At 66.4% G+C, this 16,057-nt stretch carries 11 protein-coding genes; 5 read left to right on the forward strand and 6 right to left on the reverse strand.

The window, feature by feature from the left end; translation table 11 throughout:
* Window positions 1-54: 54 nt before the first annotated feature.
* From JOD52_RS05655 to JOD52_RS17445, 5 genes are all read right to left on the reverse strand, one after another.
* Complete coding sequence (locus JOD52_RS05655; protein ID WP_204409031.1) at window positions 55-1,164, reverse strand: hypothetical protein; 1,110 nt, start codon at window positions 1,162-1,164, stop codon at window positions 55-57.
* Window positions 1,165-1,295: 131 nt separating this feature from the next.
* Window positions 1,296-2,042, reverse strand: coding sequence for an ATP-binding protein (locus JOD52_RS05660; protein ID WP_338124028.1), 747 nt, complete (start codon window positions 2,040-2,042; stop codon window positions 1,296-1,298).
* Window positions 2,039-3,601 carry an IS21 family transposase gene (istA, locus tag JOD52_RS05665; RefSeq protein ID WP_204408388.1) on the reverse strand — a complete coding sequence of 521 codons (1,563 nt, stop codon included), beginning with the start codon at window positions 3,599-3,601 and terminating at the stop codon, window positions 2,039-2,041. Before istA (JOD52_RS05665) ends, JOD52_RS05660 begins: the two co-directional genes overlap by 4 nt.
* 101 nt (window positions 3,602-3,702) lie before the next feature.
* Window positions 3,703-4,425 carry a DUF262 domain-containing protein gene (locus JOD52_RS05670; protein ID WP_204409032.1) on the reverse strand — a complete coding sequence of 241 codons (723 nt, stop codon included), beginning with the start codon at window positions 4,423-4,425 and terminating at the stop codon, window positions 3,703-3,705.
* Window positions 4,426-4,476: 51 nt separating this feature from the next.
* Complete coding sequence (locus tag JOD52_RS17445) at window positions 4,477-4,875, reverse strand: type ISP restriction/modification enzyme (RefSeq protein WP_204409033.1); 399 nt, start codon at window positions 4,873-4,875, stop codon at window positions 4,477-4,479.
* Window positions 4,876-4,989: 114 nt separating this feature from the next.
* On the opposite strand from JOD52_RS17445, the gene istA (JOD52_RS05680) reads away from it, so the two are divergent.
* Together istA (JOD52_RS05680) and JOD52_RS05685 are read left to right on the forward strand one after the other, a co-directional pair.
* Window positions 4,990-6,552, forward strand: a complete 1,563-nt coding sequence (istA, locus tag JOD52_RS05680; RefSeq protein ID WP_204408388.1) for an IS21 family transposase — start codon at window positions 4,990-4,992, stop codon at window positions 6,550-6,552.
* On the forward strand, window positions 6,549-7,295 hold the full coding sequence (locus tag JOD52_RS05685; protein ID WP_338124028.1) for an ATP-binding protein: 747 nt from the start codon (window positions 6,549-6,551) through the stop codon (window positions 7,293-7,295). The genes istA (JOD52_RS05680) and JOD52_RS05685 overlap by 4 nt, the downstream gene beginning before the upstream one ends.
* Before the next feature lie 100 nt (window positions 7,296-7,395).
* On the opposite strand, the gene JOD52_RS05690 is transcribed toward JOD52_RS05685, so the two are convergent.
* Complete coding sequence (locus tag JOD52_RS05690) at window positions 7,396-11,877, reverse strand: DEAD/DEAH box helicase (RefSeq protein ID WP_338124052.1); 4,482 nt, start codon at window positions 11,875-11,877, stop codon at window positions 7,396-7,398.
* Between the two features lie 233 nt (window positions 11,878-12,110).
* On the opposite strand from JOD52_RS05690, the gene JOD52_RS05695 reads away from it, so the two are divergent.
* The 3 genes from JOD52_RS05695 (at window position 12,111) to JOD52_RS05705 (ending at window position 16,027) form a co-directional block, all read left to right on the forward strand.
* Entirely contained in the window at window positions 12,111-13,778 is a 1,668-nt protein-coding gene (locus tag JOD52_RS05695; protein WP_204409035.1) for an SWIM zinc finger family protein, read from the forward strand.
* Between the two features lie 121 nt (window positions 13,779-13,899).
* Window positions 13,900-14,547, forward strand: a complete 648-nt coding sequence (locus JOD52_RS05700) for an ankyrin repeat domain-containing protein (protein WP_204409036.1) — start codon at window positions 13,900-13,902, stop codon at window positions 14,545-14,547.
* A gap of 61 nt (window positions 14,548-14,608) precedes the next feature.
* Window positions 14,609-16,027, forward strand: a complete 1,419-nt coding sequence (locus JOD52_RS05705) for a plasmid pRiA4b ORF-3 family protein (RefSeq protein ID WP_204409037.1) — start codon at window positions 14,609-14,611, stop codon at window positions 16,025-16,027.
* Window positions 16,028-16,057: the final 30 nt, after the last annotated feature.

Genomic DNA, 16,057 nt, shown 5'->3' on the forward strand with positions numbered 1-16,057 from the left:
GTCGGGGTTCGGAGTTCAACTCGGCCGCACACGAAACTACTCGCGTCGATTCGTTCACCCCTGCTCGATGCCGGAATCTGAGCTCTCGACGACGTCACGCGTCACTGACTTTCCTGTCGCCTGCTCAACGAGAGCGCAGAGTGCTTCGCGCCGCGCCGTGAAGAAGCCCTGGAAGTCGTCAGCCCACAACAGCTTCGGATCGATCTGGTGATCGGCCACGACCTCGTCGATGAGAGCCGCAGGAGCCTGACTCTCCCGCTCGATGGTCTTCCGGTAGACGCTCGGCGCGTTGCCGGAGAGCTTGATGTTCGTAGTCCTCGCCAGGGGCGTCTTGTTGACGATGCTCTCCCGCTGTTCCCACGGGATGTCATTCTTGTTGCACCAGGCCTTGGGGAAGATGTGGTGGATGTCCACGCGGAGTTCGAGGTAGTGGGCGCGGTCGAAGGACTGGTTGAAGACCCAGTCCTTGCAGTCGTGCGCCATCAGCAGTGCGTACAGCCCCTTGTACGCCGCGGAGTTGCGAGTGCGGAGGCTGTGCAGGCGGGACTCGTTGAAGTAGGACTCCTCGACGGTGCGGGGCACGACGGCGTCGTCCTTTGCCTGTGCCCAGGCCGGTACCTGTTCCACGTCGCGCGCGAACCTGGTCTCGATCGCGCTGCCGTACAGCTCGCCGAAGATCCCGCTCCAGAACCACTGGCGGATCCTGGCATGCACGCCGTACGCATCTGATGTCTCGCCGAGTGCGACGCGGAGGACGGCGAGAGGGACGATCTGCTTGGGGTACGGCAGGTCCGATGCCGTGTGGACGTGCTGCCCATCCAAGAACTTGGCCGCCCAGATCAGTCCTTCAACGATCTTGGGTGACCACTGGAGGTAGCTCTCGAGCCGGAGCTTGAGCACGTCCTCCTTGCGGGCGGTGGTGGCAGTGGGGCCATGGAGACTCGAGGCCAGTGTCACGGCTTGCAGGAAGTCATCGTTGTCGAAGCCCTCGAGCACCGGATGGTCGTCGAGCACCTCGCGGATCCGTTCCCAGTCCCGCCGGAGTCGGAAGGCCTTGCCTTCCTGCTCGAAGTAGGAGCGATCGCCTGCGAACTTCGCCGTGAGGAGTTCGAAGACGGTGAGCTTCACTCCGCCCTGGTTCACCTTCTCGAAGACGGTGGTCACCGCTTCGACGGTGGTCTCTGAGTATTCGTAGTCGTGGGAGCCACCGAATCTTGCTCTTGGGGACCGCCGATCGTGCCGACGGGGGCCAGTAGCCGCCGCGGTGGGGACCACTGGCTCCCGCCGGCATCGGGTCACTGGGGCAGTGCGGTGTGTTCTCGCATGTTCCTGTCGCCGGTGTCGATCCAGATTGTGTTGTGCACGATGCGGTCCATGATCGCATCGGCGTGGACTGCTCCACCGAGCCGGGCGTGCCAGTCCTTCTTCGGGTACTGGGTGCAGAACACGGTCGAGCCGGTGTCATAGCGGCGCTCGAGCAGTTCCAGCAGCATCGAACGCATTCCCTCGTCAGGATGGTCCAGCAGCCACTCGTCGATCACCAGCAGCGAGAACGTGGAGTACTTCCGCAGGAACTTCGTCTGGCCCTGCGGCTTGTCCTTTGCCAGGGCCCAGGCCTCTTCGAGGTCGGGCATTCGGATGTAGTGGGCTCGGAGCCGGTGCTGGCAGGCCTGCTTCGCCAGCGCGCAGCCGAGGTAGGACTTCCCTGAGCCGGTGAAGCCCTGGAAGACCACGTTCTGTTGCCGCTGGATGAAGGAGCAGGTTGCCAGTTGCGCGATCACGTTCCGGTTCAGTCCCCGTTCCTCGACCAGATCCAGCCGCCGCAGGTCCGCTCCGGGATAACGCAGCCCCGCCCGGCGGATCAGACCCTCGACCTTTCCATGATTGAAGATGGAATGCGCCTCGTCCACGATCAGCTGGAGCCGTTCCTGGAACGACATCCCCAGCACGTGAGCCTCATCCTGGGCATCGATCGCGTCCAGCAGCGCGGTCGCGCCCATCTCGCGCAGCTTCCGCTTCGTGTCGTTATCGATCACGCTCACCGGACACCTCCGGCGTAGTAGTCGGCGCCACGGACGTATCCGCCGTCTTCCGCGGGTTCCTCGCGGGGTGGACGCAGGGCGGCGACCTTGTCCTGCCCGGTGGCCAAGATCGGGTGCAGATGCGCATAGCGCGGTGAACGGACCCGTCCCGTCAGCGCGAGTGCGCAGGCCGCCTCGACCCGATCTACGGAGAAGCGGCGAGAGAGCCGTAGCACCGCCAACGCGGGATCCAGGCCCTGTTCCACGATCGGCACGGACTCGAAGATCCGCTGGATCACGATCACCGTGGCCGGCCCGACCCGATCTGCCCACGCCCGCACCCTCTGCGCGTCCCAGGCCTGGAAACGCTCGCCCGCAGGTAGGTCCGCGTCGTTGGTGCGGTACTCATTGCTCGCGGTCTCCGGGAGCAGCAGGTGACTGGTCAGTCGCTGGCTGCCCTGATAGATCTCCAGCGTCCGGGCCGTGATGCGCAGATCGACCTTCGCGCCGATGTGCGCGAACGGCGCGGAGTAGAAGTTCCGCGCGAACGTGACGTGCCCGTTCCTGCCCACTCGTCGTCCGTAGTGCCATGTCGAGATCTCGTAGGGCACCGCCGGCAGCGGCGTCAGCAGCGGCCGCTCCTCCGCGTCGAACACGCTGGCGCGGGATCCGGGCCGCTTCTGGAACGGCTCCGCGTTATAGGCCTCCATCCGCTGCCCGATGGCGGCTGCAAGTTCGGGCAGGGACGTGAATCGCTGATCCCGCAGCCCGGCGATGACCCAGGTCGCGACGTGCGCGACGGTGTTCTCCACGCTCGCCTTGTCTTTCGGTTTCCGCACCCTCCCCGGGAGCACCGCCGCCGAGTAATGCGCTGCCATCTCGCGATACGCATCGTTCAGGACGATCTCGCCCTCGCGGGGGTGCTTCACCACACCGGTCTTGAGGTTGTCCGGAACGATCCTCGGGACCGTCCCGCCCAGCGCCTCGAACATCGCTACGTGCGCTCGCAGCCAGGACTCCTGGCGCATATCCAGCGCCGGGAAGCAGAACGCGTAACGAGAAAAAGGCAGGCAGGCAACGAACAAGAACACCTTCGAGACCTCGCCGGTGACCGGATCGGCCAGCTCCATCGTGGGGCCGGACCAGTCGACCTCCACGCTCTGGCCGGCCTTGTGACCGACTCTCGAAGCGGCACCGGTGACCATGACGTGGTGCTGGTAGGTGCGGCAAAACCGGTCATACCCCATCGCCGGATCCCCAGCCGCCGTGGTCGCGTCGAAGTACTCGCCGTGCAACAGCTTCAGCGTCACGCCGACCCTGGCCATCTCTCGATGGACCTGTTCCCAGTCCGGCTGTGCGAACACGCTCTCGTGCTCGCCCCGGCCCGGGAACAACCGGGCATACACCTGCTCATCGGCGACGTCCGCGATATCGCCCCACCCGATCCCTGCAGCGTCAGCGGCCTCGAACACCGCCCTCACGGACTTGCGGGACATGCCCTGCGAGGACGAAATCGCTCGCCCCGACAGACCTTCTGCGCGCAGCTGGAGCACCAGCTTCGCCCTGATCTTCCGTACCATTCCAGATTGCTCCTTCCGCCGCGTGCCCTATACACACGGCGGAAGGAGCGTAGACAGAGCGGCCCCAACGACACCACTGGTGGTCCCGAACGACGCCACCGCTACGGCAGCGACGTGGCACCCGAACCCTCGATCAGCGGACCCCAGCGAGGCGAATATTCAGTCTCCTTGTCGAGCAGGATCGCGGGGATCTCGTAACCGCGCATGGGCTCGTTGAGGAGGGTGAGGAACTGCGAGATCACACCGAGGTCGACCTCGTTCTTCTGCGCCCATTCCAGAGCCCATTGAGCAGCGCCGCCGCCGGAGAAGATCTCGGTGATGGGCAGATATCCCTCGGCGACCTGCTCCTCGCGGCCAGAGACGTCCAGCACGATGTCGCGGTCGAAGTTGGTGCGCACCACGCCGGACGCCGGCAGCGACACGATCGCTTCATCGAGGCGATCAGGGTGCGCGAGCGCGTCAGCGACCTTGATGAAATAGCGCCGGTCGCCGTCGTCCTTCGTGGCCACGACGCCCTCTCCGCTGAGCGCTTGGCTGAGCGAGGTGAGGCGCTGCTGCCCGTCCAGGACCAGTAGGTCGGGGAGGGTCCCTTCCGGTGGGGTCATCGTCTCGATCGGTTTGGACTCGAAGTGCACTGACCGGCTACCCGTCTGGAGAACGAGGAGTACCCCCATCGGATGGCCTACGGCGACCGTGACCAGCAGCTGCCGCACCCTCTCGTCATCCCACACGTAGCCACGCTGGAAGTCGGGGAGTTGGATCTTCCCGGCACGGGCGTCGCGGATCAGGTCGATCAGGTCGTACTTCGGAGTCTGGAAACCCATGGGCGGTCCTCCTGGGGGCGTCGAATCAGGTCAGGGAGCAGCGAGCGGATCTCAGCCGGCGCCGTCAAGGGCTGGGAGTGCTTCGGTGATCTCTACGGTACGGACGGACACCGTGATCACCTTCTGCAGCAGGTCGAGGATGTAGCGAGGGTTCCCATGCTCGATACCCCACTGGTTCGGATCGTTGACGATGCCGGAGGCCTTGTCGGTGGAGACCTGGTACTGGCGGATGATCCATTCGATCGCGCTGCGGGACCCCAGCTGATAGCGGTAGGCGGCTTCCGGGATCCCCGTCACCGTGAGGAACGGATTCATGACGAGTGAATCGGGAGCGTCCGCTGCCTTCTTCCCCGCCGGGAAGCGCATCTTCTGCACGCGGTAGTAGGACTCCTCCTCGCCGATTGAATATTCGCCTCGCTGGGGTCCGCTGATCGAGGGTTCGGGTGCCACGTCGCTGCCGTAGCGGTGGCGTCGTTCGGGACCACCAGTGGTGTCGTTGGGGCCGCTCTGTCTACGCTCCTTCCGCCGTGTGTATAGGGCACGCGGCGGAAGGAGCAATCTGGAATGGTACGGAAGATCAGGGCGAAGCTGGTGCTCCAGCTGCGCGCAGAAGGTCTGTCGGGGCGAGCGATTTCGTCCTCGCAGGGCATGTCCCGCAAGTCCGTGAGGGCGGTGTTCGAGGCCGCTGACGCTGCAGGGATCGGGTGGGGCGATATCGCGGACGTCGCCGATGAGCAGGTGTATGCCCGGTTGTTCCCGGGCCGGGGCGAGCACGAGAGCGTGTTCGCACAGCCGGACTGGGAACAGGTCCATCGAGAGATGGCCAGGGTCGGCGTGACGCTGAAGCTGTTGCACGGCGAGTACTTCGACGCGACCACGGCGGCTGGGGATCCGGCGATGGGGTATGACCGGTTTTGCCGCACCTACCAGCACCACGTCATGGTCACCGGTGCCGCTTCGAGAGTCGGTCACAAGGCCGGCCAGAGCGTGGAGGTCGACTGGTCCGGCCCCACGATGGAGCTGGCCGATCCGGTCACCGGCGAGGTCTCGAAGGTGTTCTTGTTCGTTGCCTGCCTGCCTTTTTCTCGTTACGCGTTCTGCTTCCCGGCGCTGGATATGCGCCAGGAGTCCTGGCTGCGAGCGCACGTAGCGATGTTCGAGGCGCTGGGCGGGACGGTCCCGAGGATCGTTCCGGACAACCTCAAGACCGGTGTGGTGAAGCACCCCCGCGAGGGCGAGATCGTCCTGAACGATGCGTATCGCGAGATGGCAGCGCATTACTCGGCGGCGGTGCTCCCGGGGAGGGTGCGGAAACCGAAAGACAAGGCGAGCGTGGAGAACACCGTCGCGCACGTCGCGACCTGGGTCATCGCCGGGCTGCGGGATCAGCGATTCACGTCCCTGCCCGAACTTGCAGCCGCCATCGGGCAGCGGATGGAGGCCTATAACGCGGAGCCGTTCCAGAAGCGGCCCGGATCCCGCGCCAGCGTGTTCGACGCGGAGGAGCGGCCGCTGCTGACGCCGCTGCCGGCGGTGCCCTACGAGATCTCGACATGGCACTACGGACGACGAGTGGGCAGGAACGGGCACGTCACGTTCGCGCGGAACTTCTACTCCGCGCCGTTCGCGCACATCGGCGCGAAGGTCGATCTGCGCATCACGGCCCGGACGCTGGAGATCTATCAGGGCAGCCAGCGACTGACCAGTCACCTGCTGCTCCCGGAGACCGCGAGCAATGAGTACCGCACCAACGACGCGGACCTACCTGCGGGCGAGCGTTTCCAGGCCTGGGACGCGCAGAGGGTGCGGGCGTGGGCAGATCGGGTCGGGCCGGCCACGGTGATCGTGATCCAGCGGATCTTCGAGTCCGTGCCGATCGTGGAACAGGGCCTGGATCCCGCGTTGGCGGTGCTACGGCTCTCTCGCCGCTTCTCCGTAGATCGGGTCGAGGCGGCCTGCGCACTCGCGCTGACGGGACGGGTCCGTTCACCGCGCTATGCGCATCTGCACCCGATCTTGGCCACCGGGCAGGACAAGGTCGCCGCCCTGCGTCCACCCCGCGAGGAACCCGCGGAAGACGGCGGATACGTCCGTGGCGCCGACTACTACGCCGGAGGTGTCCGGTGAGCGTGATCGATAACGACACGAAGCGGAAGCTGCGCGAGATGGGCGCGACCGCGCTGCTGGACGCGATCGATGCCCAGGATGAGGCTCACGTGCTGGGGATGTCGTTCCAGGAACGGCTCCAGCTGATCGTGGACGAGGCGCATTCCATCTTCAATCATGGAAAGGTCGAGGGTCTGATCCGCCGGGCGGGGCTGCGTTATCCCGGAGCGGACCTGCGGCGGCTGGATCTGGTCGAGGAACGGGGACTGAACCGGAACGTGATCGCGCAACTGGCAACCTGCTCCTTCATCCAGCGGCAACAGAACGTGGTCTTCCAGGGCTTCACCGGCTCAGGGAAGTCCTACCTCGGCTGCGCGCTGGCGAAGCAGGCCTGCCAGCACCGGCTCCGAGCCCACTACATCCGAATGCCCGACCTCGAAGAGGCCTGGGCCCTGGCAAAGGACAAGCCGCAGGGCCAGACGAAGTTCCTGCGGAAGTACTCCACGTTCTCGCTGCTGGTGATCGACGAGTGGCTGCTGGACCATCCTGACGAGGGAATGCGTTCGATGCTGCTGGAACTGCTCGAGCGCCGCTATGACACCGGCTCGACCGTGTTCTGCACCCAGTACCCGAAGAAGGACTGGCACGCCCGGCTCGGTGGAGCAGTCCACGCCGATGCGATCATGGACCGCATCGTGCACAACACAATCTGGATCGACACCGGCGACAGGAACATGCGAGAACACACCGCACTGCCCCAGTGACCCGATGCCGGCGGGAGCCAGTGGTCCCCACCGCGGCGGCTACTGGCCCCCGTCGGCACGATCGGCGGTCCCCAAGAGCAAGATTCGGTGGCTCCCACGACTACGAATACTCACCGATCGGCGGCTGTTCGCCTCCGGCGACCTCCAGCGGGTACGCCTCGGCGTTCTCGTAGTCTGCATGGAGGTGGAACAGCTTGTTTCCCGCCGCTGTGAACGCCTGGAACGTTCCCGCGGGAACGTCCGGGATGCGGGGCAGCATCTGCTTGAGCTCACCGGCGTAGCGCTCGCGGTACTCGGGGGAGTGGAATAGGCCGTAGACGAAGAAGAAGATGTCGTCCTTGGAGATCCCATCGCCGTAGCGCCCGCGCATCAGGGTGTGGATCTCGTCGGTGATGTTGTCGACGCGGCGATAGCCGTCGACGATGTCGCCGGCGAGCCCGAGATCGAGTTCTCCGTCAGGCAGGGGCTCCCAGGTGTAGCGGGGGAAGAACTGGCCTGTGTCCAAGGTGTGCAGATCCGGAAGGCGGCGAGTTCCAAGAACGGAGAATTCGTGATGCGAGGAGACTCCGGTCATGTAGAACCCGAAGTTCTCGTGCTTCGGGGTGGGGAAGAGCTGTGCGAGCCGGTAGACCATGTCGTTATAGGCACGGTCGAAGTAGACGTGTTCTTGTGTGAACGGTCGGTACAGGCCGACCCGGTATGCGGCCTCGCGGTGTTCAATCGTCCTTCCATGCGTGACGTTGGACTTGTCTGCACGGTTCCAGGAAAGCTTGGTCGAGTCATAATCGGGCGAGTACCCGGGTTGCGACGCGCGGTCGACCTCGGAGTTGTAGAACTCGATGGATCGCGTCACGTTCTTCCGCAGTGCGTGAGAGGAGTAGTTGTATACCCATGCGTCGCGGTTTGACTTGAGGCCCCCGGAGTAGGTCCGGAACACGGCGGGTTGCGGGTCCGAGTTCTTGTTGTCGCCGATAGTCGCGTAGGTGAGGTACTCCTCGTCACGCTGGTTGATCCAGTCGCCGTGCTGATTGGGCGTGATCTGGCGCCAGGGCACGGTGCCGACGGTGGCGTCAGCGACGATGGCGAGCTTGTCCTTGGCGGTGAGGTAGTCGCCGATGTCCCGGTAGTGGATCGTCGCCGGGTCATCGTGCCCCTTCATGCGGACCAGGAGGAAGACGGCGACGGTGTTGCGGCTCCCGGAACCGAAGACCTTGCCGCCTTCTCTGCGGCTGGTCTCTCCCGCAGTGCGCTGATTACCCCGCAGATTGAACACGCAGATCGCGCTGAACTCGTCGCCGAGGGTCTTGCGGACCCCGGCGGCGGTGTTGCCCTCGATCCAGCCGCCGTTGGTGACGAACCCGATCACCCCCTCGTCTCCGATGCGGTCGCTCGCCCAGCGAATGGCGCGCATGTAGGAGTCGTACAGGCTGTTCTTGTTCGTCGCATCGGTGCGTGCCGCGAAGGTGTCCCGCACCCGGGCATCGAGCGTCGGATACTTGACGTTGGCGTTGTCGTCGTTGCCGGAGGTCTGCCCCACGGAATACGGAGGGTTCCCGACGATCACCCGGATGTCGAGGCCCTTCTGCGCCTCGGCGCGGGTGTTGTTGGTGGGGAAGACGACCTCGTCGACGAGGTCTCCGTTCTCGGTGAGCTGGAATGTGTCCGTCAGGACGATTCCGTCGAAGGGCTCATAGGCCTCGTCCGCGAGTTCGACGCCGTCGGCCGCGGCCTGGAGATCATGGAACGTGGTCTCGATGTTGATCGCGGCGATGTAGTAGGCCAGCAACAGGATCTCGTTGGCGTGCAGCTCGCTCGCGTACTTCCGGGCGAGGTCTGCCGGGTCGATGAGGCCAGACTGCAGCAGGCGCACGATGAACGTGCCCGTCCCCGTGAAGGGGTCCAGGACGTGCACTCCCTCGTCGCTGATAGACCTACCGAACTCCTGCTGGAGCACGGCGTCGACGGAGCGGAGGATGAAGTCGACGATCTCGATCGGGGTGTAGACCACGCCCATCGCGTCTGCCGTGGAAGGGAAGGCGTTCTTGAAGAAGGACTCGTACAGCTCGGTGATGATCTTCTGCTTGCCCTCGGCGTTGTCGATCCCTGCAGCGCGCAGGCGCACCGACTCGTAGAACTTCTCGAGCGATACAGCCTCGGCATCCACGTGCATCGCCGTGAGGGAGACGACCATGCGATCCATGACCTGGGAGACAGGATTGTGCGCCGTGAAGGCGTACCCCTCGAAGAGCGCATCGAACACGGGCTTGGTGATCATGTGCTGGGCGAGCATCTCGATCGCCCCGTCCCGGGAGATCGACTCGTTCAGGTTCCGGCGCAGCGCATCGAGGAACACCCCGAACTGCTGCGAAGCGGCCGTATCCGGATCGTCCACCAGCGCGGTGATACGCGTGATGTGCGCGCCGGCGATCTGGGCGATGTCCTTGGCCCACTGATCCCAGTAGGTGCGGGATCCGACCTTCTTCACCATCCGGGCATAGATCGCATTGCGCAGCTCGTCCAGCTGCGACAGCCGCAGATCCAGGCTGCCCTGCGCGGACCCCGTGCTGCCGTCGGAGCTGCCTGTGCCCTCGTCATCGGCGGGGTGCCCGATGCCGATGACATCGATCTTGCGGTCGCGGCTCTTGTTCAGCTCGACCTTGTTCACCATCGCGTCGAATCGCTCGTCGTGCGCGCGCAGAGCTTGCAGCACCTCCCAGACCACCTGGAAGTTCTTGTTGTCGTCCAGCGCCTTCTCGGGCGTGACGCCCGAAGGGACCACCACGGGAAGGATGATGTAGCCGTACTTCTTTCCCCGCGCCAGGCGCATCACGCGGCCCACGGACTGCACCACGTCCACCACGGACTTGCGAGGATTCAAGAACATCACCGCGTCCAGTGAGGGGACATCCACTCCCTCGGAGAGGCACCGAGCGTTGGACAGGACCCGGCAGGTGTCCTCGTCGGCGTCCTCCTTCAGCCAGTCCAGCAGTTCGGTGCGCTCCATGGAATTCATCGAGCCGTCCACATGCCTGGCTTCCACACCGAGCAGATCACCGGGAGCCTCGCCCTCATGGTTCTCGATGTAGGCGGAGACAACCTCGGTGAACTGGGAGGCGACCTTCTTCGAGGACTTGATGTCTCGGGCGAACGCGACGGCACGGTGCATCGGCTGAGGATCTACACCGAAGGCGTGCTCGGAGTCGCCGCGCTTGGCGAGCCCGTTCCAGCAGCCCACCAGTCGGGTCGCATCATCCAAGGAGAGCTCCCCGTTCTCGGCGAACACCTCCTGCATCGCGTCGCTGACCGCATCCTGATTGACGGTGAGGATGAGGACCTTGTAGTCGGTGAGCATGCCCAAACCGACTGCCTCCCCGAATCCGAGGCGATAGAACTCCGGTCCGAAGGTGTCCTCGTCATCCATCGACGCGAGAACCACCTTCTCCCGCTCCGCCTTCGACTTCGAGGGATCGTCATAGATGCGCGGCGTCGCGGTCATGTACAGGCGCTTCTCGGCCTTCAGGTACTCGCCGTCGTGGATGCGCACGAAGGCGGACTCCTGCGAGCCGGAGAGGGTGGCGCCGGTGGTGCGATGCGCCTCGTCGCACACCACCAGGTCGAAAGGCTCCAGGCCTGCGAGTTGCTGCGCCTGCGCGACGACATCCAGCGACTGGTACGTCGCGAAGACCACCCGCATCCCGGACCCGTCCGTGCGGGCCTCCTTCATCCGATGCGCGAGTCGTTCCGGATCGGTCGTCGCCGGCAGGGCAAGATCCACGACGGAGATCTCCGAGGAGTCCTCGGAGGCCTTCCGGCCGCGGGACGCCTTGGCGTCGGAGCACACCGCGAGGGACGTGATCCCCACGGAGGTGCTGTTCGACCACTCGCGCAGCGCCTGGGACAGCAGCGCGATCGACGGCACCAGGAACAGCACGCTGCCGCCAGCGCCCACGTACTCCTCGGCGAGGCGCAGCGAAGTGAAAGTCTTTCCCGTGCCGCAGGCCATGATCAGCCGGCCACGGTCGTGGTCCGCGAAACCACTGACGACATCCTCGATTGCGGTGCGCTGGTAGGGGCGCAGATCCGAGGCGCCGGACAGGGCGAGAGCCATCGGGGTGTCCGGGTCGAACGTCGCCCAATCGATGCGGGACTGTTCGAAGTCCTGCAGCCCGAGGCGGCGCACAGGCACCGCCTGCTCGCGGATCGTCTCCTCGGCGGTCGCGCCCCACTGCGTCGTCGTCGAGACCACCAAGCGCTCCGTGAACCCACCCCGGCCGGAGGCTGCGAGGAACTTGTCCAGATCGCCCTTCGAGACTCGATGGGTCGGGTCATAGAACTTGCATTGGATCGCGGTCAGGCCGCCGTCCCGACGCTGGGCCACCAGATCGATCCCAGAGTCATGCCCCCACTTCTCCGGCCACTGATCCCACATCCACACCGTCGCGAACTGCGTGGCCCACAGCGGATCTGTCTGCAGGAACGATTGCGTGAAGCGCTCGAACTGCGTTCCCTGATCCGCGGTCGACGTCGCACTGTTGTACATGCGATCCAGCAGCTTCATAGGGGATGGCGCCGAGACAGTCATTGGTCCAGTATCCGGCACGTTCCCTGCGGATGTGGGCGAGTCCGGGGGACTGATGCTGAGTTGTGAACGAGGTTGTCCGGCAGAGCCTCGCACCCCTCGTGGGCCGCGTTGCCGCTTGCTCCCCAAGGCGCATCCCGCCTACATCTGCCGAGCGCTGTGGTGCGGAGACACGGCGATCGAAGAAAGCCGGTCACGCGAGCTGCTCAGCATCCCCTACCGCCACAATGGACCCCATGCCACAGCCGCCCTTCTCCGAGGACCTACTCCGCCTGCGTGCCGGCGACGTCCTGTTCCATCGCGGTCTCCAGTACGCGGCGCAGGGGCGGGCCGCCCTGGTCTCGGCCGGCTCACGCAGCGCCGTCGCGACGGTGGCGGGCACGCAGGAGTACATGGTGCGCCTGTCCGTCGCCACCGGCCGACTCACCGGCTCGTGCACCTGCCCGTTCGCAGACGATCAGCCGATCTGCAAGCACATCGTCGCCGCCGCGCTGCTCTGGCTCGAGGACTCCGAGCCGTTGGCCGCCGGCCCCGCAGCGGAACCAGTACCGCAGGTGCCGGAGCTGCGCGAGTTCCTGCTCACCCAGGACCGGGAGTGGCTCGCGGACCAGCTGCTTGCCGTCGCCCAGGATGACCCCACCGTGCACGCGCAGCTGCTCATTGCCGCCGGTGCCGACCCCGAGGACAGCGTCGACGAGGACGCGGTGCGCAGTCAGCTCCTCAGCTCATTGGAGACCGGCGGGTTCGTCTCCTACTACGAAGCGCATGACTTCTTCACCGGCATCGAGGAGGCACTCGACAGCATCGAAGAACTGCTCGAGCTCGGCGCTTCACGGGCCGCCGCGCGACTCACTCTGCTCGCCCTCGACGGCTTCGAAGAGCTCCTGGACGATGTGGATGACTCTGGTGGCGGGCTGTCCGTCGCCTGCGTCCGGGCCGAGGAGATCCATCTGCGCGCCACACAGGCGTCCCCGGGAGATCCGCGAGAGCTCGCACAGGACCTCGCGCGCCGAGCACTCACCAGTGAGCTGGAGGTGTTCCTCGATGCCGCTGAGCAGTATCGCGACCTGCTCGGCCCCGAGGGACTCGAGCAGTTCCGCGACGCGGTGGAGGAGCGCTGGCGCAGCCTCAGCGACGATGACCGTGCTCACCGCTACCAGGTCGCGGCGCAGCGCAGACGAATCGCCGAGGCGATCGGCGGCACCGACGGTCTGGTCGCGCTGCTGAGAGCGGAGCTCGACACCGACAGTGACGCTGCCGCACTCATCGATGTCCTCCTGGACGCACAGCGCATCGATGACGCGGTGCTCGAAGCACGGGCACTGCTGGAGCGCTTCGGTGACAGCGCCCGATTCCGGGCCGTCGCCGCCGAGGCCTTCGCCCGCGCGGGCCGACACGACGAGGCTGCCGAGCTGTCATGGACGAACTTCGTCGAACAGCCCTCGCTCGGTACCTTCCAGCCCCTCAAACTCCGAAGCGGTCCCGCCTTCCCGCACTGGCGAGAGCGGGCGCTCACCATCCTGCAGGAGCGAGCAGGCGAGCACGGCACCTGGTCCTGGTTCGTGGAGGTGCTGCTCTGGGACGAGGACCTGCCGCGCGCCTGGGAGGCGGCGACCGAGCACGGCGCACACGACTCGGCGTGGCTCACCCTTGCCCGCTGGCGCGCACCCCTGGACGGGGCCGAGGCGGCGAGTGTGCTGTACGAGCTTGCTCGATCGTCCCTCTCCGCCGGGCAGCGTGCCGCGTACGCGGAAGCGGCGCGGTTCCTCAAGGAGGCATTGGGCTTTGTCAGCGGTGCTGACGCCGAGGCGATGAGATCGCAGATCCTCGACCTCCGCGCCCAGAACCGTCGGCGCCCCGCACTGCAGGACGAATTCACCAAGGCCGGACTGCCGAGGCCGTAGACAGCCCCTGCGGCATATCGGTTCCACGCACCGCGATGCCGACCCCGTCGGCGGCCCGCCACCACCGCGATACTGACCCCGCCACCACACTGACCGCACCACCGAATCGAGAGGGACAGCAATGACCAGCGAATGGCAGGGGGTCCTCGACCCTGACGTGCTGAACGACGATCTCGTCGAGCACTCCGCCCGCCTCGCCGATGCCGCGAAGGCGGGCAGCTGGGACACGGTCCTCGACCTCGTCGAGCAGGGCACCTGGAGCACCGCGAACCAGTGGCGGGTCACAGGCCGCTCTTGGTTCACGCCGCTGCATCAGGCCGCCTGGCTCGGCGCACCCGTCGGCGTCGCCGAGCGGCTGCTCCGCGCCGGCGCCTGGCGGTCGCTGCGCACTGCAGAGGGTGGCCGTCCGCTCGACATCGCCCGCCAGCGCGGCCATCATCACCTGCTCGAGGCGCTCGCCGTGCGCGACCTCGGCGCCGCCGATCAGCGCCGCGTGACGGCCTGGGACTCCCACCTCGCCGACCTGATCGCCGAGCGCACCCGGCCGCTCGCACCAGTCCGTTTCCGTCCCGTGCCCACCGAGCTGCTGGTCGTGGAGCGGATGGAGTCCCTGTGGGTCCCGTACCCCGGGATGTACGGAGGGTTCAGTCTCTCCGTCCATCGCGACCGGCTTGTCGTGGAGAGCTGGAGCCGCGTCGCCGGCGGCTCGGGCCAGGCCCACGTCATCACCGAGAGCGGGAGCGTGATGGTCGAGGAGGGCTTCGCCTGACCCGTCGGCCGCATAGTCGCACGGCAGCTCGGTGAGCACCCCGCACCGATACCGTGGCCCCATGCCCTCGAACCAGACTCCCGACGACGAGCTCCTGCGCCAGTTCCGCCAGCGGCTCAGCGAGATGAGCTCTGAGGAGATCCACGGGATCCTCCACGGCGTGCTCGACGCCTCGGGCAGAGCGGTGCGCCGCCCCGAGCGCCCCGATCTGCGCCACCCGCCGCGCGAGGAGCCCGCCCTGTTCACGCTCCGCGTGGATCTCGAGCATGCCTCTCCGCCGATCTGGCGCCGGCTCGAGCTGCGCTCGGATCTCATGCTCGAGGAGGTCCATGGGATCCTCCAGACCGCTTTCGGCTGGTTCGATGCGCACCTGTGGCGTTTCGCCGCCGGCGGGCACCCCTTCGATCTCGAGTCACAGCTGTTCCTGTGCCCGTTCGACGTCGAGGAGGGGGAGGACGAGGGGCTTCCCGCCTCGCAGGTGCGGCTCGACGAGGTGCTCAGCACCAGTGGAGACCGCCTGGGATACGTCTATGACTACGGCGATGACTGGCAGCTGCGACTGCTGCTGGAATCCGTGCGCCCGGCAGGGGATGGTTCCCCACCCGCCCGCGCCCTCAGCGGACGACGTGCTGCCCCGCCCGAGGACTGCGGCGGTTTCACCCGCGCGGAGGATCTCGCCGGCGTGCTCCCGGATCCGGCGCATTTCGACCTCGCCGAGCTCCAGCGCTCCCTCGAGCTCGCCGATCTCGACCCCGCCTCGTACGGAGCCTCTGCCGTGCTGACCGCGGTCGTGACCCGCCTGCCCCCGTCGCCGGTGCGGGAGGACCTGCTCGCCAGGTCGCTGGCACTGGCCACCGCCACCGACGCGCCGTCGGCGGAGGAGAAGCGCACGGCGCTGCGCGGCGTCTCCTGGTTCCTCGACCATGCGGCCGGCGGCGGCCTGCCGCTGACCGCGGCCGGCTACCTCAAGCCGGCGGACGTCGAATCAGCGAGCCGGGTGGTGCCCGAGATGACCGACTGGATCGGGAAGAACAACCGCGAGATCAACGCGTTTCCGCTGCTCCATTTCCGCGAGGCGCTCAAGCACCTGAAGATCCTGCGCACCTTCAAAGGTCAGCTGCTGCCCACCCGTCGGGCGCGTCCGGCGGTAGAGGATCCCGACGCCCTGTGGTCCCTGCTCGCCCAGTCCCTGATCCCACCGCCGGGCTCCTTCGCGCACGACGCCACCGTGCTGCTGCTCGCCCACATCGGATCCACCCCGAGCGGTACCGCAGTGGAACCGCAGGCGACGCCGAAGGCGCTCGACCGGCTCGGCTGGCGCACTCGCGAAGGAGGATCGGTGGACCGGTGGAGGGTGCGTGATCTGCCCGCCGCGACCGTGCTGCGGAACATCACCCCGGAGCAGGACAGGCGTGCCGTGCGCGGCGACTGGTCCGACGCGGCCCGGGCGCTGGCGCGGGAGGCGCTCGCGCAGGCATGACGGCGTCGGCCGCGGATGCAGAAGGCCCGG

It is taken from the genome of Brachybacterium muris (assembly GCF_016907455.1).
GTDB classification, from domain to species: Bacteria; Actinomycetota; Actinomycetes; order Actinomycetales; family Dermabacteraceae; genus Brachybacterium; species Brachybacterium muris.